The organism is uncultured Mobiluncus sp. (genome assembly GCF_963511525.1).
In the GTDB taxonomy this organism is placed as follows: Bacteria; Actinomycetota; Actinomycetes; order Actinomycetales; family Actinomycetaceae; genus Mobiluncus.
Genome location: NZ_CAUPIY010000007.1, coordinates 46,745 through 65,065, shown reverse-complemented (window position 1 = coordinate 65,065; position 18,321 = coordinate 46,745). Strand labels below are relative to the sequence as shown.

Sequence of the window (18,321 nt, the reverse complement as noted above, 5' to 3'; positions counted from 1 at the left end):
GCCTCGCGGGTGTCGGCGCTAATGATATGCCCGAGGCAGTCAAAACCATTTCGATACTTAATATCTGTATATTTTCTGTTCGCAGCGGCGAACCAGCACATCCGTGTCGCCCCGTTTTCGTCGAACGTGCGGCGGATTATTACAATAGCTTTTGAGTATTAATAAAACTCTTAAAGGAGACAAACATGACACGCATACTCAATAGTGCAACGTCCACTACCGGGCGGAATATGGCGGGAGCTCGCTCTTTGTGGCGCGCCACCGGCATGAACGATGACGATTTTGGCAAGCCTATTGTAGCTATTGCGAACTCCTTTACTGAGTTTGTGCCCGGTCATATTCACCTGCGGGAGGTCGCGAAGGTTGTGTCCGACGCGGTGCGTGAAGCCGGGGGGGTGCCCCGCGAATTCAACACGATTGCTATCGACGACGGGATTGCGATGGGTCACGGCGGAATGCTCTATTCCCTGCCCAGCCGCGAAATTATTACCGACTCGGTGGAATACATGGTGCGCGCCCACACCGCTGACGCCCTGGTGTGCATCTCTAACTGCGACAAAATCACGCCCGGAATGCTCAACGCCGCGCTGAAGCTCAACATTCCCACCGTGTTTGTCTCGGGCGGTCCGATGGAGGCCGGCAAAGGTATACCCGCCGCTGACATTGTCGGACCGTCAAAAGGCGGGCGGGGCAACCTCATAACCGTCATGAACGCCACCGCCAACGACGACATCGACGACGCGGAACTGCAGCGAGTCGAGGAACTCTCTTGTCCGACCTGCGGATCTTGTTCGGGAATGTTTACCGCGAACTCGATGAACTGCCTGACTGAGGCACTGGGCTTGGCGTTGCCGGGCAACGGCTCCACCCTGGCGACCCACGTGGCGCGGCGCGGACTCTTTGAACGTGCCGGCCAGCTGGTGGTGGCACTGGCAAAGCGTTACTACGATGACGAGGACGATTCCGTGCTGCCGCGCGCCATTGCGACCCGGGAGGCTTTCGCCAACGCGATGAGCTTGGATATGGCGATGGGCGGTTCCTCGAACACGGTGCTGCACCTTCTGGCGGCCGCCCAAGCTGCCGAACTCGACTTTACGCTGGCGGACATCGCCCAGATTGGACGCACCGTGCCGACCTTGGCGAAAGTCGCCCCCAACCACAACGACTATCACATGGAGGACGTCCACCGGGCCGGGGGAGTACCGGCGCTGCTGGGCGAACTGGACCGTGCCGGGCTGTTGAACCGAAACGTGCATTCTGTGTGCTACCCCGACCTGGCCGCCTGGCTGGCGGACTGGGACGTGCGCGGTGGCACACCCAGCCCGGAGGCTCTCGACCTGTTCCACGCCGCTCCCGGCAACCAGCGCACTATCCACGCCTTTTCCGCCACCGCCCGCTTTGACACGCTGGACACGGACGCGGCGGCGGGCTGTATTCGTGACGTGGCGCACGCTTACGTGGCGAAAGGAGGGCTGACCGTGCTGCGCGGAAACCTGGCACCCGACGGCGCTATCGTGAAAGCGGCGGGCATTGACCCCGAACTGTTCCACTTCGAAGGCCGCGCTATCGTGATGGAATCCCAGGAGGAAGCCGTAGAAAAAATCCTCGACAAGACCGTGCAGGCCGGGGACGTAGTCGTGATCCGCTACGAAGGCCCCGCGGGCGGACCGGGGATGCAAGAGATGCTCTATCCCACGTCTTTCCTGAAAGGGCGGGGCTTGGGCAAAACCTGCGCGCTCATTACCGACGGACGATTTTCCGGCGGTACTTCCGGGATTTCTATCGGTCACATTTCCCCCGAAGCAGCCGCGGGCGGGCTGATTGGCCTGATTGAGGACGGGGACAAAATCATCATCGACGTAAACCGCGAGGAACTGACCCTGGACGTGCCAGATGACGAAATCGAGCGGCGCCGCGCGGCGATGGAGGCAAGCCCGCACCCGTGGCAGCCCCACCGCGACCGGGAAGTCTCTGACGCCCTGAAACTCTACGGCGCCACCGCCCTGTCAGCCGACAAAGGGGCAGCTCGTGACGTGACAGGCCTCCTGGCCAGGCTCGGCTTATAAAACAGCGATATTCGTGGGATACAGGTGGTACCATTTTCTCGAGATGTCCCTAAGGAGAAACTATGACGTACCCTAATCCTCCTCAGTATCCCCCTCAGCAGCCGATGGTCTACCCTGCGACGCAACAAGGGTCCTCAGTTAACCCTGTTTTGGTTGGCATCGTCGCTGGTTTGGGAATCATCATAGTGGGGCTGGCGGTCGTTTTAACGGTGATGTTCCTGGGCAAAGATAAGCCTGAAGCCAACACCAATGCGGCACAGCCGCAGGGTCAACCGACATCTACAGTGATGGTTAGCCCGGCACCGACCGTCACAGTGCAGCAGCAGCCTGGCCAAACTGTGACTGGGGGACAGGCCAAAAATATTCCTTGGCCGCCTAGCGGCGCTACCGCCACATGTGGCTCGACTATCGCGGTTAACAGCGTGACCAGCTGCGAATTTGCGGAAAATGTTGCTGACGCATACTGGTCAAGCGGCACGGGTACAGTCTATGCGTACAGTCCAGTCACGAATATCGAATACAAAATGTATTGCCAGCTTTCCCAGGCCAGCGTGGTGGTTTGCACCGGCGGCAAGAACGCAGTGGTTTATATCCAGCAGTAACTCAGCCCAGGGCGGCTATGAGCTTGTTCAACACGCCGATGCCGCCGTCGAAAGAGCCGGCTTGGGCGGCAATAGCCAGGGGCACCCGTTTGCCTTCACTGTTTTGGTACCAGCCCATCTGGCGCACCAGGTAGCCTCCGCTCACGCCCGGCCCCCAACCGCCCTTGAAAGTAGCACCGGGCAGCCGACCCATTCCCCAGCGTTGGCCGCCGCTGACTTGCCCCATATTGGACACCACCGGACCTGAACCTGCTAAACAGGGCAGTTTCATCATGAACCCCACCTGGGACGCGGTGGTCCAGGGAGTTTGCCCAAAAACTGTGAACCCGGAACGCAGCCGCACGGACGGGACTGTAGTCGAGTTGTCTCCGGCCTGACGCAGCACTTGGGTGACGACCTGAGCTCGAGCGGCGTCACTTGCGCCCAAGGACTGCCACAGTGCCTCGGCGGCACCGTTATCCGACTGACGCAAAGCCGCCGACATCGAGCCAGCCAGAGCCCCCGCCTTCCCGGCCTGGGACACCGCCACAGAAACCGGAACTTTTGAGGTCGACCACGCCACCCAGGCCTGCCCAGACCCGGCGGTTTCGATCTTGGAGCTGACCGGGTCAAACCAGGCCGCGGAAATGGTTGCTCCCGTGTCTCGGCCGACTTTTTCAAACGCCGCGCGTAAATCCTGGCTGCTGAGCCGCCCGGCGGCGGGAGATGTTAGTGCCGTGCCGTCACAGCCCTGAACTTGGGCGGCAGAAGGTGCCTGGGACGTAGGAGATTCACTCGGGCTCGTAGCCTGGGCGGATGGCGAAGCGGAACTGCTGGGAGTAGCTGTTTCAGATTTAGTGCCGGAAGCGGCAGAATCCCCCGGCTGCTGCGCGGTGGGGGAAGGACTGGAAGAAGCGCTCACCTCAGGCTGGCGAGCCAGCTGGGTAACGGCCACAGCTACCGCCCCTGCTACCAGCCCCCCGGCCAGCAGGGTTACCCCCAGCGCCACAAAGCCGCGCCGTATCCGGCGCCGCTTCTCGTCGGCGGCGTCGTAGTAGGGATTGCTGTGTTTCGCAGTGTGTGACATTGGAGAGAAAAACCTTCAAACGCGCGGAATGGTCAGATGAACACCCTCAAAGTCAGAGGAAGCCGAGGTCACTGGGACTTCGCGCCCATCCGAGAGACGCACAAAGACCTGATCGTCCGCCCCGAGGGGTCGCGAAGTGGCTACTGTCACCAGGTAACCCGTGGTAATCGACTTACGGCGCTGCTGAGCCTCAAGTTTCGCAATCGAAGCCGGCTTGGCCCGCGGACCGCCCTCGTCAAGGGCACCGTACACGGACGTGAAAGTATCCAAATTCGACCGATACCCAGCCAAGAAGTGCGGGATGAAACGTCCGTCCGGATCGACCTCTGCCAAAGGCTCCTCGCCTTGCAGCATGGGTCGCGGGTTGGAGTCCTCCGGGAAAATCGGGGCCGGCTGACCCGTCGCGGATTCATTATCCCCAGATTGGGTATCGACCATCGGAATATCCGGCACCGCATCAGGTACCGACGCGGCATTCTGCGCCGCCAGTTCCTCCAGCCGTGTCGCGGAAAGGTGTTCCGTGGCGGTTTCCTCCGAGGCTGGCTCGGCCGGCTCACTCGGCGCGGTCGTGGCGGGAATTTCAGTTGGCGGGACCGTGGCGTTACTGCGGGTAGGCGTCATCAGAACCCCCGGCACATCGGCCAGCTTCGGCTCCGGTTGTGCCTGGGGAGCGGCCTGTTCGTGCTCAAGTTTTTCGCGAATTTGACCCAAATCCATCCCCACTCCGGGGGTCGGCAGCGGGGGAGCCACCACATCTGTCAGTGGGGCTTTCAGGGGCTCACCCGGCGTGGCGTAATCCGGGTGTGTCGCACCCAAATCGTTGACCGAGGTGGGGGTGGTCTCGAACTGACCCATTTCTGCCGTTTCCAGTTTTGGCATCTGGAAAGTCGAAACGCTGGGCTCGGCGGGTTGGGCGGGGGCGGCGGGAACCTCGCTGGCCGGCTCGGGCTGATCCATCGCGGGTTCTGTCGGAGTTTCCGAACCGGGAGCTGGATAGGTTACGGGTTCATTTGCCGTGAAGTCCGGGGCAGCTGGCTGCGCGGCGGGCTGTTCAAAAGTCGACGGTTGCGGTGTGCCGCTCCACTCGTTAGGCGTAAATCCTTCGGTCTGGTAGGGGTTTGGCGCCTGCCAGGAACCGTCGGGGCTGCCGGGTTGCTCCGGCATCCCATACGGTAGCGGGGTAGCCGCGGGTGATTCCGGTGCAGCATAAGGGGACGGCGTCAAGTCGGCGTAGGGTTGAGTTGTCGACTCGGGGAAAGACTCCGGGGGATAGTAACCGGCAGGCTCCGCCGGAGCGGGGGACGTCGGCGCTTCTTCCGGGGTGGCGGGAGCGTAAAAATCCGCCTGTAAAGCCGCGGAATCAGCCTGCGTGTCGGTCAAATCTGCCGGCAAAGCGGAGGAGTCATCCAAAGTGATTTCTTCTGGATAATCATCGTCCAGGGATTCTTCCAGGTCATAGGACTTTTCCTGGTCAGCATCGAAGCTGGAATCGTAATCCGGCGTCGTTTCCGAGGCGGGAACCTCATATCCTGCCGAGTATCCAGGCTGTTCATAGCCCTGAGCATACTCGGACGGCGTTTCGTTCGGAGCTGCGGCTCCCAAGGGCGCGGCGGGAGTGACCGGCATGACCATCGTGGTGTCGTCCGGAATATAAGCCTGGTTTTCGTCCCCAGCTTGCGGCGAATAGCCGTAGCCTTCCGGCGTCGCCATGCCGTAGGGTGAGCCGTACCCGGTCTGGGGAGGATAGCCCGGATATTGACCGGCATTGTCTTGATAATCCGCGGGGTTTGCGGGCATCGGCTGACCATAAGCGTCATAACCGTAGGACTGGTAAGGGTCGTATCCGGCTTCGGGATAGGGTTGAGCAGCTGTCGCGTCAGTACCTTCCGGTTGCTGGGCAGTTTCGGGATATTGCGGAACTTCGCCCCATTCGTCGCCAGCCCCCGGGATGGCGTCTGCCGGGGCTGTTGCGCTACTGGGTTCGCCGGCCGGTTCTGTCGCAGTCTCCGGTGTGGGCAAAGCCTCGTTGGTAGCATCCTGGCCGGCACCGCCCTCGACCGGGGACGTAGCTGCCTCCTGAGCCGGCGTTTCGGGGCCGGCTGACACCGGCGAGTTGAGCGGAGGAAAGTTGGGGGAACCTACGGCACCCGTTCCGCCGAAATCACCGTTTTCAGGCGAGCCAGTCCCGTAATCGGTGAACACCGCTTCTTCGAAAGAAACCGGCTGAACTGCGGGAATCGACCCGGTGGGAGTACCCAGAACGGAAGAACGCACCCCAGAGTCCTCGTCTGTCGCAGGTTCAGCCTCGGCGGGAACAGACGGGGCGGAAGCGGCGGTTTCTGGCGCGTTTTCCTCGACCGGAGTCGCGGTCGGAGCCTCTGCCGGAGCCTCGGACGAAAGTTCAATCGGGGTTACGGTTTCCTCGCCAGCGGGCATACCGTTGTTGGGCAGCTCGCCAGAGGCGGCGGCTTGTTCGGCGGCCTCGGCTTCCAGCGCTGCCCCGTCCACCTGTAATACCTGGTAGCGCTGGTCTGAAGGGGGGATGCCGTACAGCTTTTCGTATGCCTCCAAAGTGGCGGCGACCTGATCCAAGTAGTCATCCACGGCGTCTTGGTCGTAGCCCACGCGCATTCGGGTGTAGTCGAAATCGACCTCGCGCACATCCCGGCCGCGGACAGTAATGTAAGCCAAATCCACCTCCGCTTCGGGCGCGGCATTCAGGGCTTCGTAATAGGAAAGGACGCGAACCACCTCATCGAGGTAGTCGTCAATCTGATTCTGGTCGTACCCATCGCGGAACTTTGTCGCAGGGAACTGAGCCGAAAAGATATCTTCACTGGTCAGCAGCTGCGGGGCATCCTCGCTCATGTACCGGTCCTTTCCATTCTGCATCTTCAGCAGCGCAGCCTGCCGCTCTGAGAGGCTCTGGCTTTGCGCATACATACTTCAGTAGGGAATTTTACCCGGAGTTGTGGGAAATCGTTGGCGATTAGGGGGTTTGGGGACGAATTGGGCAGTTTTACAACGCGTCGAAAGATTCTCGATAGGATATAAATGTTCTTGGCTGTGCCCAGGCAGGCCAGATTCGACACGAGAGGAAATTCTATGCGCGTACACATTGGTACCGACCATGCCGGATTCGAGTTGAAACAGCATCTGGTGACTTGGCTGCGGGAACGCGGCTATGAAGTTGTCGACCACGGACCTGCCGCCTATGACCCTAATGACGACTACCCGGGCTTCTGCATTGCCTGCGCCGAGGGCGTGATGGCGGACGCGGGTTCTTTGGGAATCGTGCTGGGTGGCTCGGGAAACGGCGAGCAAATCGCCGCTAACAAGGTCAAAGGCGTTCGCGCGGCCCTGGTGTGGAACGAAGAAATCGCGAGCCTCGCTCGTCTGCATAACAATGCCAACGTGATTTCCATAGGCGCTCGCCAGCACTCCGTTGAGGAATGCGAACGTTTTGTGGAAGTATTCCTGACCACGGACTTTTCCGGCGAAGAGCGCCACTCCCGGCGCATTGGTCAGCTCAGCGATTACGAAAACCAGCGGTAATTGGGTTTTTGATTACATCAAAAACCCAATTACCTTTTGAATCAGCCCAAACTGAGGTTTGAGCTCGCCCCAACCAGGCAGTAGTCGTAGTAACCATCCGGGATGAAGCTGTGGCAGCGAGGTGTAAAAGGCTTCCTGTCGCCTACCATGACCCCTGACACCAAAGGATTCTTGTCTATAACAGCTAGCCATCCCGCCGGTTCTGCCAGCGTCTCGGCAAGTTCATCGGCGATGTCGTTTGATACTTCGACTTTGTATCCCTCATCTGTACCGTATTCATTATCGTATGTAATTTCCTCGTCTACATCGAACGGACCCGTGGCCATTATCAAAGAACCTATGTCCCGTTGGTTTTGCTTGCCGGCAAATAAAATCGATGTGTAGTATTGTTTTCCACCTAACTCAACAGCTGAGCACTTTTCATCATCGTAATACGTTTCTTCTACATAATTGCTGGTGATGTCGCATATATTGGTGTCGTAAACAGGTATAAGATTTACCATTAAAAGCTTTACAACGTTTCCTGTGAACTCAATCTTTTTCCCGGGAGTCTTATTTGTGGCAGTCGCACTTTCAATGAAGGTATGAACAGTGATTAAAGAATTGCCGGGTTCTCCTTCTGTGCTGTCATTATCAACATTCAGACCAAGCCCCTTCCACGTGAGATCGATTTTGTAGCCTTCGTCCGTTACTATGCGAGCCCAGCCGGTTTGCATCTTGGCGGCGGCCTCCTTACGGGCTCTTTCCTTTGCAGCTTTCTTTTCTTCCTGGTTTGCGGTGATGGCCTCAGTGGCTTGAGTCAAGGCAGTGGTGGAGTCGGTAACCTTCTGAGTGACGGTGTTCATGTCTTCGGTTTGCTGGGTAATCCCCTTGGTTGTCCCTGCCATCTTGGGGGATTCACAAGGCGTTACGGATTTTGCATCTGCAATGGCTTCTTCCAAATCTCCGATAAGCGCCTCGTTGGTTAAGGTCTCGGGGTCGGTTTCGATAGCCATCGCGGCCTCGCTCAGCGCCGCCGCAAAATCACTGTTGGCAGTTTCGCACGCAGATGTGGCATCTTGAAAGGCGTTAACTGCTTCCGTTCGCTCCGCTGCGGGATCCAGGACAAGGAACTTAATGGCCAATCCCGCAATCAGAATCACAGCAAGAACAACTATGCCAATAATGAGCGCCAGTCTCGAGCTCTTTTTTTGCGGTTGTGCCCCAATTGCGTTCATCGATGGTGGGTTGTCAAAGTTCCCGAGATTTGCGGGGGGTACCTCATCGGTCATTTTTGACTCCTTGCATCGCTCGGATTTGCTTTCAGGTTAACACACATTAGGCGCATATTTTCAAAATACCCGTCGAATAAATCTGTTCGACTTCTTGCACCTCGCATACCGCAAGTGCTCCCGAAAAGGCGACCGGAAGGGCTATTGACTCCACTGAAAAATCCACCATGGCTTTGCGCGCATCATGATGCATCTGGTGGAATTCTGCGGTAAAATTGGGGTATGAGGACGACGATTACCCTGGATGAAGAAGCCGCGGCGGCTGTGGCTGCGCTGCGCCGCGATACTGGCATGGGGCTTTCGGATGCAGCCAATACCTTGATTCACCGCGGGGCAGTGAAGCGCGAACAGACCTACCAGGTTCCGAATATCCACCATTCAATGGGTGCAAAAATCCCACTCGATAAGACCTGCGAAGTCCTTGAATACCTGGACTTCCTGGAGGGCGACCGTCGGTGATTCTTGACGTAAATGTCCTGGTATATGCAGTCGATGACACAGCGTCACAATGTAAAGTTGCCCGAAAATGGATTGAACGCAATCTGACCGGAAATTCTCGGATTGGAATCCCCTGGCAAACCATCTGCGGCTTTATTCGCATCGTGACGAATCCGCGGATTTACAATCAACCGCTCACCGGTGAGCAGGCTTGGGCAATTATGGACGGATGGCTGGCGTCCCCTGTTGTATGGGTGCCACCAGCGACCGAGAGAACCGCCAGTATCTTTAAATCCCTCATGCTTGACGCTGGTCTTAGCGGTGCACGGGTAATGGATGCTGCTTTGGCCGCGGTAGCCATCGAGCACGGCGTCCCCATAGTGTCCGTCGATTCTGACTTCGCGGCCTTTCCGGGGCTACGCGTCATCAACCCATTCGAAGGCTGATTCTGTCTGGCTGACTCAGGGGCGTTCCAGAAGACCGATGGGTGCCCAGACGGGATGGCCGGCCGCGTTTGAGGCAACCGAATCCAGGGCGGCGTACAGGGCAAAGTCCAGGTCTTCGTCGCCATCCACAATGATTAACTCCGCCAGCCACAGCGGGTTTTCTGCGGTTTCGGGGTTCAATAGGTTCCCTGCACCGGCCGGCAGGTCAGCCTCGGTGGGCTGGGTGATGACGTGGAAATTGCGCTGGTGGCGGGCCTCCCCGACCGTTTCCATGAAGTCGTGGGCATCCCAGTAGGCTCCCAGCTGCCGATCCCAGCCCGCTTCGGTAATCGGGGGGATTTCCGCCAGTGACCGGGACACTCCGCCCTGGTCAGAGCGCAGTTTCGTTTCCATTGCGGTAAGCCGCTCGAACTCGTCTCCGCCCAGCATATCGAGCCAGCGGAACAGCTCCCGGTGCAGCTCGGTGCCGAGTTTGGCGGGGTTGAGGCGGTAGTCAAAAGTTCCGTCCGGGCGCTCGCCAAAGGCCAGCTCCGTTTCGTCCTGCCCGCCAGCAGAGGTGGTGCCGTCCAGGTTTGCTGTTTTGCGCAGTTCTGGATTTTCCAGGAATTTCCATTCATCCAACAGGGACGAGTCGACTTTGTCGATGGTGTCGTTGAGCCAATCCAGCACTTCGATAAACCGTTCGGTTTTCAACGGTTCGGGCACAATCTGGGTCAGCGCGCGCCACGCATCAGACAGGTAGCGCAGCAATACTCCCTCGGAAAACTCGATTTTCAAGCTGGCCTCAAAAGCCTGGAAAGTCTGACCTGTTTCCACCATCTCGCGAATGACGGATTTGGGGGAAATGAAGTATCCGCGCGCCCACGGATTCGCCTTGACGTAGGTCTCAAAAGCGGCTTCGAGTTCCTGGCTTAAGGGTTTGGGGTAAGTCGTCCGCTCCAAGGCATTTTGCCGTTCGTCATAGTCCGCCCCGCTCGCTTTCAGTTCCGCAAATACCCGGTCTTTCGCAGCGCGTTCCTGGGCGCGCAAGATGGCATTGGGGTCGTCCAAAACGGACTCCACCACAGAAATCACATCGAGAGTGTCCCCGAACGCTCCCCCGGCAGCGGGCGTATCCGCGCTGGAAGAGTCCGCGTGGTCCGTAAACGCCTGCAAATAATCCAGGGCAAACGGCGCCAAGTCTTGATTCAGGGCGAACGTCTCGGGCAGGTCCGCCGTCAAAGTCCAGTTCCTGTGCTGCGGACCGCCCGCCCCGGTGCCGGAATCGGCGCTGTCACCGTGCGCGAGCTGCCCTCCGGAAATGACCCCGGAATCCTCTAGGGATTCCAGAATGTGTTGCAATGTGTCCGCAAAGGGATTGCGATCCTTCGCCGGTCCGGCGGCGCGTGGCACGTTGTGGTTGCGGTACACCAAAGTGTTGAGGTTCTCGGCCTGGTCGCCGGGCCTTTGCAGGGTGTTCAGCACCATCGCGTGCGTAATTTTCCACCGCGGCACCATCGCTTCGGGTTGTGATTCCGTCAGGCGGTTGAAGGTCCCTTCCGTCCAGGAAGTGCGGCCATCCGGCGCTTTCTTTTTCTTGATTTTCTCAAGTTTCTTTGCGTCCCCGTCCGCCCGAGCGAGCGCGATAGCATTGTCGATTTCCCACTCCGGGGCTTGTGCCACCACATATCCCACGGTGTCAAATCCGGCGCGACCCGCTCGCCCGGCAATCTGGTGGAACTCACGGGAATTCAGGTGACGCTCCTTGTTCCCATCAAACTTCACCAGGGAGGTCATGACGACGGTACGGATAGGGACGTTGATGCCGACCCCGAGAGTGTCGGTTCCGGAGATGACCCGGAGCAGGCCGGCCTGAGCGAGTTTTTCGACCAGCCTGCGGTAGCGGGGCAGCATTCCCGCGTGGTGAATCCCGATGCCTTTCAGCAGCAGCGGTTTCAAGGTTTTCCCAAAAGAGGAATGGAACTGTACGGTGTTTACTTGGTCTTTGAGCTGGGCGGCGGTGTCGGGATCCAGACCCAAGCGCAAATCCAGGCTGGCGATTCGTTCGGCTTCTTCCACCGCGGCACGTTGGCTGGGGTGCACCACGTAGGCCGGCAGCCGATCCTGATTGGCCAGACCCTGCAGGATTTTTTCCAGTGGTTCAGCCGCGTAGGACATCTCCAGCGGCACGGGGCGTTTGGCGGAATCGAGCACCGCGACTTCGCGCCCGGTGACTTCCCGCAGGTTCTTTTCAAACCACGAGGTATCTCCCAACGTGGCACTCATCAGCACAAACCGGGTCTTCGTCAGCGTCAGCAGGGGAGCCTGCCACGCCCAGCCACGCTCCGGGTCAGCATAGTAGTGAAACTCGTCCATCACCACGGTATCGACGTTGAGGTCATCTCCCCAGCGCAGCGCCTGATTCGCGAGGATTTCCGCCGTAGCACAGATAATCGGCGCATCGGCGTTGACCGAACCGTCGCCTGTAACCATGCCCACATTAGCGGCGCCAAACAGATCCACCAGGTCAAAGAACTTTTCGCTGACCAGCGCCTTCAACGGTGCGGTGTAATAGGAAACGCCGCCCCGGGCTAGTGACCACAAAATCGCGGCTACCCCGATCAGGGACTTGCCTGAACCGGTGGGGGTGGGCGCGATGAGGTGCTTATCCTCCAAAATCAGGTGCTCGGCAGCCTCCTGCTGGTGAGGATAAAGCGGGCGGCCGGTAGATTCGGCCCATTCCTGAAACGCGAGCAGGACCTCGACGGGGTCCGTGAGTGCGCCGCGATCCTCCAGGTCGTCCAGCAGTTGATTGAGAGCCTCCATCAGCGGCGCACCGGGTTGCTCAGTTGGCCCAAGCCCTCGATTTCGCAGGTCACAGTGCAGCCTTCGGTGAGCGGGCCAACACCGGCGGGGGTGCCGGTGAGGATGACGTCACCGGGCAGCAGGGTCATGGCTTGGGAAATGTAGGTCACCAGTTCGCCCACCGGGTGCATCATATTGGCGGTCGTGTCGTCTTGGCGGGCCTCGCCGTCCACTTCGCTGCGGATGCGCAGGTTTTGCACATCGAGTTCAGGATTCACGGTAATCCACGGCCCGAGCGGGCAAGCGGTGTCAAACCCTTTGGCGCGCGTCCACTGTTTGTCAGCTTTCTGGGCATCGCGAGCGGAAACATCATTACCGATGGTGTAGCCGAACACGTAGTCTTTCCAGTTTTCGGGGTTAATATCCTTCGCGACGTGTTTGATGACCACACCTAGTTCGACTTCGTGATCGACATGGTTGGACCACTTCGGCAGGACAATCGGTGCGCCGGGGCCAACGACCGAGGTATTGGGTTTGATGAACAGAATCGGGGCATCAGGCACCGCTGAACCGAATTCGCGGATATGTTCCAGGTAGTTTTTCCCCACGCACACGACTTTCGAGGCGGGAATGACCGGGGCGACCAGGCGCACGTCCTCCAGCTGCAAAATTTGGCCGGTGGGGGTGATTTTATCGGGACTGTACAGGGGGTTTTCCGCCAAGACCGTAATCCGGTCCGTGTCGTCCTCCATCACGCCAAAACCGTAGGTATCGTCGCCTTTATCAAAACGTATAACTCGCATGGGGTCAGTTTATCAATCGCGGAACTCAGCGGATACTCGCTGGGTTGCGCCTAAAGGTGGAGAATAGCCGGGTAGCTGCCATTATTGGCAGCTACCCGGCTATTTTCCCCTTATAATGCACGCGCATCCCGAAACCCACCAACCGACGAGCGTCAAAATCAGCCGGAACAGCGATTCGAGGCTCCTCGGAAAAAAGCTTTGAGCCGGGGATATATGATTGACTCTGTGATGAATACCGAATTGCCTGAAGTCTCTGCAATCCCCGTGCCGCCTGCGGACGGACCGAAAACCCGCGTGCGGTTCTGTCCTTCCCCGACCGGCACCCCCCACGTCGGCATGGTGCGCACCTGCCTGTTCAACTGGGCTTATGCGCGTTCCCAAGGGGGGACTTTCGTGTTCCGGATTGAGGACACCGACTCGGCGCGCGACTCCGAAGAATCCTTTAACCAGATTCTGGAATCCTTGGACTGGCTGGGCTTGGACTGGGACGAAGGCATCAACGTGGGCGGTCCTCACGGCCCTTACCGCCAATCAGAGCGCATGGATATCTATCGCGAAGTGGCTGGTCAGCTGCTAGAAGCGGGCTTTGCATACGAATCTTTCTCGACTCCCGAGGAAGTCGAGGCACGCCACCGCGAACGCGGCGAGGATCCGAAGCTGGGTTACGACGGCTTCGACCGCGACCTCACCGCTGCCCAGCGGGAGGCGTATATCAAGGAAGGCCGTAAACCCGTGCTGCGTCTGCGAATGCCGGACGAGGACATCACCTTCACCGACCTGGTGCGTGGTGACATTACCTTTAAAGCCGGCTCCGTGCCCGATTACGTTATTGTCCGCGCCAACGGGGAGCCGCTCTACACTCTGGTGAACCCAGTAGACGATGCGCTGATGGAGATTACCCACGTCCTGCGCGGCGAGGACCTGCTGTCCTCCACCCCCCGCCAAATCGTGCTTTACCGGGCACTTTATGCCCTGGGGGTCGCGAAGTTCATGCCTTATTTCGGGCACCTGCCTTACGTGATGGGCGAGGGAAATAAGAAGCTCTCGAAACGCGATCCGGAATCGAACTTGCTGCTGCATAAACAGCATGGAATTATTCCCGAAGGCTTGGTCAACTACCTGGCGCTGCTGGGTTGGGCCTACGCCGCGGATAACGATATTTTTAGCCGCGAACAGATGGCCCAGGCTTTCGATATCCGAGCGGTAAACCCTAATCCGGCCCGGTTTGACCTTAAGAAATGCAACGCGATTAATGCCGAGCATATCCGCCTTCTGGACGAGTCCGATTTCACCCGTCGGACGGTGCCGTTCCTGGCGGCAGCCGGTTTAGTCGAGGCAGCGGAATACGATTCCCTGAGCCAGGCGCAACGTGCCGTGCTGGATCAGGCGGCACCGCTGGCGCAAACCCGCATTCAGCAGCTGGACCAGCTCCCGGGACTGATTGGATTCCTGTTCCGTGATGAAGTGGAATACGACGAAAAGGCCGTCTCGAAGTTGAAAGGTGAGCCCGCCGCGATTCTGAAGGCGGCTGCCGAGGCCCTGGAAACCGATGGCGACCAGGCATTTGCCGACGCTGAGACAATTCACGAGGTCTTGAACGCGGCGCTGATTGATGGCTTGGGAGTTAAGCCACGCGTAGCTTTTGCGCCTCTGTTCGTGGCCGTAACCGGTACAAACGTATCCATCCCGGTTTTTGACTCCATGCGTATCCTGGGGAAGCAAGAAACTCTGCGGAGAATCAGGAAATTTATCGATTTCTTAGGTTAACTTTCCTTGCAGGGGGAGTTTTTCTTGATAATTCTCTAAAAAGCCCCAATTTTCCTTGATATTTTAATATACTTAACTCCGATAGTCCGACACTATCCGATTGACACAGCTGTGAATAATCAGGAGTTACAAGTGAAAACAAAGAAGCTTTCTATCGCTATGAAGACCCACATCATAGTACTGCTCGCGGCAGTGCTGATGGGGCTGATGTTGATTTACATGGTCATCTCACTGCAGGCATACCGGGGAGTATTCCAAAAAGAGGTTGCCAGCTTTGACGAAGTAGAATTGGTCGAAGACGCCAGAATCAACTGGTCTAATCTTCGTTCCCAAGACATTATGTTGCTCACCCAACTGCAAGCTGGAAAGATTGGGAACCTGAGCGGCTCAGGCGATACCGTCAACGAGGTCAATGAGTTGCTGGGTAAGGTCAATGATGGCCTTGGCAGTCTCGAGAAGGCCTCGTTGACCAGCGAGCAAAAAGCCCTGGTAGCGGATATGCGCTCCGCCGTGGAAGACTATTCCGCAGCGTGGGGTCAGTTCACCCAAAACGCGGTCGGCGATGAAGCCCAGGCCGTGGATGCCTCGAATGTCTTTGGTCGGTACCAAGAAGAAAATGGTTTCATTTTTGCGGATAAGTCTCGTGCTCTGTTGGACACTTACCAGGCCGAACGCGAGGCTTCCGCACAGGCGCGAGCCACTACCGAAAGCACCACCATCATTATCTCTATCGTTATCCTTATTGTTGGGGCGGTGTTGGTTTTCTTGATGGTGCGTTTGCTGGTAGCTCCTATGATTAAGTCGGTTCGCTCCCTCTCCGCTGGAATGGACAAACTGACGGAAGGCGACTTCACCGCCGAGGTGCAGCGTCACAGCAGGGATGAGGTCGGCGATATGGGCGACCACTTCAACGAGGCTATGGGCGGCTTGCGTCAAAGCCTCACCGTAACCATCGGGACGGCAGAGAACGTCGGCAAGATTACCGAAGGGATTGGGGAAGGTTCTCGCGGAGCAGTGGGCGCTACCCAGAAAGCTACCGACTACATCAACAGCGGGGCGGCGGCAGCTGAGCAAGTTTCCCGCTCTATTCAAACCGTCGCCGCCGGCGCGGAGGAAATGAGCGTATCGATCAAAGAAATCTCTTCCAACGCCAACGCGGCTGCCGGAGTGGCCAAGGAAGCTTCGGAAGTCGCCCAGCAAACGAATGAAACCGTGGCTAAACTCGGCGAGTCTTCTCGCGAGGTTGGCGAGGTCATCGAGACGATTACGGCGGTAGCGGAACAGACGAACCTCCTGGCTCTGAACGCGACTATTGAGGCCGCACGAGCGGGAGACGCCGGACGAGGCTTTGCCGTGGTCGCTAGTGAGGTCAAGGACTTGGCGGCAGAAACGGGACGAGCCACTGAGGAAGTCGCCGTGAAGGTCGAGCAGATTCAGACGGACACCGAGGCCGCGGTGGCCGCCATCGAAGAAATCTCTAATATCATCGCCTCCATCAATGATTACCAGACCACCATTGCGGCGGCGGTTGAGGAACAGACCGCCACGACCAATGAAATGAGCCGGTCGGTTTCGGAGGCTGCTGACGGTTCCACCACCATTGCGGAAAATGTTGCGGATATCGCCCGCAACACCACGAACTTGGCTGACAGATTCGCTGATGTGGACCAAAAGATGGGCGTGCTGGCCACGGAGTCGCACGACTTGGTTACCCGCCTCAATGAGTTCAAACACTAGGGAGGACGATTGTGACTACGGATTTGCAAAATACAGCGAACTCGAATACTGGAGAAAAGAAAATGAGTGATGCGGCTGTTAAGAATGCTGGTAAAGCGCGGGTTAACGCCAAAGGAAAGAAAATGCGGCGGATGCCCTTGGTAGTGCAGATTGGCGCCATCGGAGTTTCCGGTATCGCCGGTCTGCTGGTGATGCTGCTGCTGTTCGTGGTGGGGGTGCGCATCTATGGCAACTCCACGGAAACCTATGTAGCTGAACAGACTCAGGTTGAGGCGGCCCAGGCGATGCACTATGACATGACCCGTTTGATTGCCTCAGAACGCGAGCTCAAACGGATTGGCACGTCCCAGACCATCAGTCCCGAAGCGCGCGAAGGCTTGATGAAAGCGGCTACTGAGAACGTTAAGCACTTCATGGAGCTGACCGATCAGCGCTTGGAGGAAATGTCAAAGATCAAGGATCAGAACATTGCCCCGCTGGTGGCTCAAGCTACGGACGTGATGAAGAAGTTTGAAGCTGAGGTCAATCAGATTACTGAACTCGTCAACCAGGGTAGGGGCGAAGAAGCCGCGGCTATTGATGTGCTGGACTTGGCTAATCAGCTCAGCGACCTGGTCCCGCAGATTGTTAAGGGATTGGAATCCAAGATGGATGCCGCTACCCTGCAATCACAGGCGGTTGCCACGATTGTCTTGGTTGTCATGTGCGTCGTCTACCTGGTGGTGCTGGTTGTTGCGCTGCTGATTGGGTTCTTTGTGCGCCGCGTGCTTCGCAAGACCGTGGCGAACACGGGCGATTCCATTGAGTCGTTGTCGAAGGGCGACATGACCGATGAAGCTGAGATGCTGATGAATGACGAGCTGGGCGACGTGGCGATGAAACTCAATGAGAGTTTGGCGACCCTGCGTCAAGTGGTGGGTTCTGCAGCCGCGATGGCTCGGAAGGTCAATTCGGTGGCTAAGGATGTCGGCGACGGCATCGATGAGGGCTACAAGGAGACCGAAGAAGTCATCGCACAGACGCAGGTTGTGGCCGGTGCTGCCGGAGATGTGACGCAGTCGATTCAGACCGTGGCCGCGGGCGCCGAAGAAATGGGTGCCTCGATTCGCGAAATCTCTTCCAACGCTAACGAAGCCGCCAGGGTGGCGAGTGAAGCGACGGAAGTCGCGAAGCGCACCAGTGAGACGGTGTCTAAGCTCGGGGTGTCCTCGCGCGAAATCGGTGACGTGGTGAACACCATTACCGCTATTGCCGAACAGACGAACCTGCTGGCCCTGAACGCGACTATTGAGGCCGCTCGTGCCGGGGACGCCGGTAAAGGCTTCGCGGTGGTGGCTGGTGAGGTCAAGGATCTAGCCCAGGAAACCGGTAAAGCTACCGACGACATCACCGCCAAGATTACGGCTATTCAGGCGGATACGGATGGTGCGGTGGCAGCAATCGAAAAGATTTCTGACATTATCAATCAGATTAACAACTACCAGACCACTATCGCGGCGGCTGTGGAAGAACAGACTGCCACTACGAACGAAATGAGTCGTTCTGTGGCAGAAGCTGCGACCGGCTCGGCTTCCATTGCGGAAACCATTTCCCAATACCAAGAGATTGCTCAGGAAGCCGGCAAGGGTGTGGAAACTCTCCAGCACGCTTCGGACGAATTGGTCGAGGCCTCACAAGCGATGTATGACAACATTTCGATGCTGGTTTACGAAAAGAAAGGCGATGCCGATAACTTGCCAAATGCCTAACTACTAGGGTAACCTTGACACTCGGTGCGAAAATCTCG

Annotated in this window: 13 protein-coding genes; 8 read left to right on the top strand and 5 right to left on the bottom strand. The window is 58.0% G+C overall.

All coding sequences use genetic code 11. The features are described 5' to 3' along the window. The first annotated feature begins 185 nt into the window (after window positions 1–185). Window positions 186–2,066 (top strand): dihydroxy-acid dehydratase, encoded by a 1,881-nt coding sequence (gene ilvD / locus RQ935_RS06515; protein WP_311497680.1) that lies wholly within the window; start codon window positions 186–188, stop codon window positions 2,064–2,066. Between the two features lie 62 nt (window positions 2,067–2,128). Continuing rightward, the gene (locus RQ935_RS06510) at window positions 2,129–2,668 is read left to right on the top strand and encodes a hypothetical protein (protein WP_311497679.1); all 540 of its coding nucleotides are present in this window, start codon (window positions 2,129–2,131) and stop codon (window positions 2,666–2,668) included. A gap of 1 nt (window position 2,669) precedes the next feature. Here the strand turns inward: RQ935_RS06510 and RQ935_RS06505 are convergent, their stop codons facing one another. Beyond that, window positions 2,670–3,734 (bottom strand): hypothetical protein, encoded by a 1,065-nt coding sequence (locus RQ935_RS06505; RefSeq protein ID WP_311497678.1) that lies wholly within the window; start codon window positions 3,732–3,734, stop codon window positions 2,670–2,672. A 15-nt stretch (window positions 3,735–3,749) separates the two neighbouring features. After that, complete coding sequence (locus RQ935_RS06500; protein ID WP_311497677.1) at window positions 3,750–6,602, bottom strand: DivIVA domain-containing protein; 2,853 nt, start codon at window positions 6,600–6,602, stop codon at window positions 3,750–3,752. A gap of 237 nt (window positions 6,603–6,839) precedes the next feature. Here RQ935_RS06500 and RQ935_RS06495 point away from each other — a divergent pair, with 237 nt between their 5' ends. After that, complete coding sequence (locus tag RQ935_RS06495) at window positions 6,840–7,289, top strand: ribose-5-phosphate isomerase (protein WP_311497676.1); 450 nt, start codon at window positions 6,840–6,842, stop codon at window positions 7,287–7,289. Window positions 7,290–7,330: 41 nt separating this feature from the next. Here the strand turns inward: RQ935_RS06495 and RQ935_RS06490 are convergent, their stop codons facing one another. Beyond that, window positions 7,331–8,560 carry a hypothetical protein gene (locus tag RQ935_RS06490; protein ID WP_311497675.1) on the bottom strand — a complete coding sequence of 410 codons (1,230 nt, stop codon included), beginning with the start codon at window positions 8,558–8,560 and terminating at the stop codon, window positions 7,331–7,333. A 222-nt stretch (window positions 8,561–8,782) separates the two neighbouring features. On the opposite strand from RQ935_RS06490, the gene RQ935_RS06485 reads away from it, so the two are divergent. After that, window positions 8,783–9,019 (top strand): ribbon-helix-helix protein, CopG family, encoded by a 237-nt coding sequence (locus tag RQ935_RS06485; protein ID WP_311497674.1) that lies wholly within the window; start codon window positions 8,783–8,785, stop codon window positions 9,017–9,019. Then, window positions 9,016–9,444: a TA system VapC family ribonuclease toxin gene (locus RQ935_RS06480; protein WP_311497673.1), complete on the top strand. Its 429-nt coding sequence runs from the start codon at window positions 9,016–9,018 to the stop codon at window positions 9,442–9,444. The genes RQ935_RS06485 and RQ935_RS06480 overlap by 4 nt, the downstream gene beginning before the upstream one ends. 15 nt (window positions 9,445–9,459) lie before the next feature. Here the strand turns inward: RQ935_RS06480 and RQ935_RS06475 are convergent, their stop codons facing one another. Both RQ935_RS06475 and RQ935_RS06470 read right to left on the bottom strand, forming a co-directional pair. Then, window positions 9,460–12,249: a DUF3516 domain-containing protein gene (locus RQ935_RS06475; protein WP_311497672.1), complete on the bottom strand. Its 2,790-nt coding sequence runs from the start codon at window positions 12,247–12,249 to the stop codon at window positions 9,460–9,462. Beyond that, window positions 12,249–13,031 carry a fumarylacetoacetate hydrolase family protein gene (locus RQ935_RS06470; protein WP_311497671.1) on the bottom strand — a complete coding sequence of 261 codons (783 nt, stop codon included), beginning with the start codon at window positions 13,029–13,031 and terminating at the stop codon, window positions 12,249–12,251. Before RQ935_RS06470 ends, RQ935_RS06475 begins: the two co-directional genes overlap by 1 nt. A gap of 228 nt (window positions 13,032–13,259) precedes the next feature. Between RQ935_RS06470 and gltX the strand changes: the two genes are divergently transcribed. From gltX to RQ935_RS06455, 3 genes are all read left to right on the top strand, one after another. Next, a complete protein-coding gene (gltX, locus tag RQ935_RS06465) occupies window positions 13,260–14,798 on the top strand; it encodes a glutamate--tRNA ligase (RefSeq protein WP_311497717.1) in 1,539 nt (512 codons plus the stop codon). Window positions 14,799–14,909: 111 nt separating this feature from the next. Next, window positions 14,910–16,535 (top strand): methyl-accepting chemotaxis protein, encoded by a 1,626-nt coding sequence (locus tag RQ935_RS06460; RefSeq protein ID WP_311497670.1) that lies wholly within the window; start codon window positions 14,910–14,912, stop codon window positions 16,533–16,535. A gap of 62 nt (window positions 16,536–16,597) precedes the next feature. Beyond that, window positions 16,598–18,283 (top strand): methyl-accepting chemotaxis protein, encoded by a 1,686-nt coding sequence (locus RQ935_RS06455; RefSeq protein WP_311497669.1) that lies wholly within the window; start codon window positions 16,598–16,600, stop codon window positions 18,281–18,283. The last annotated feature ends 38 nt before the right edge of the window (window positions 18,284–18,321 follow it).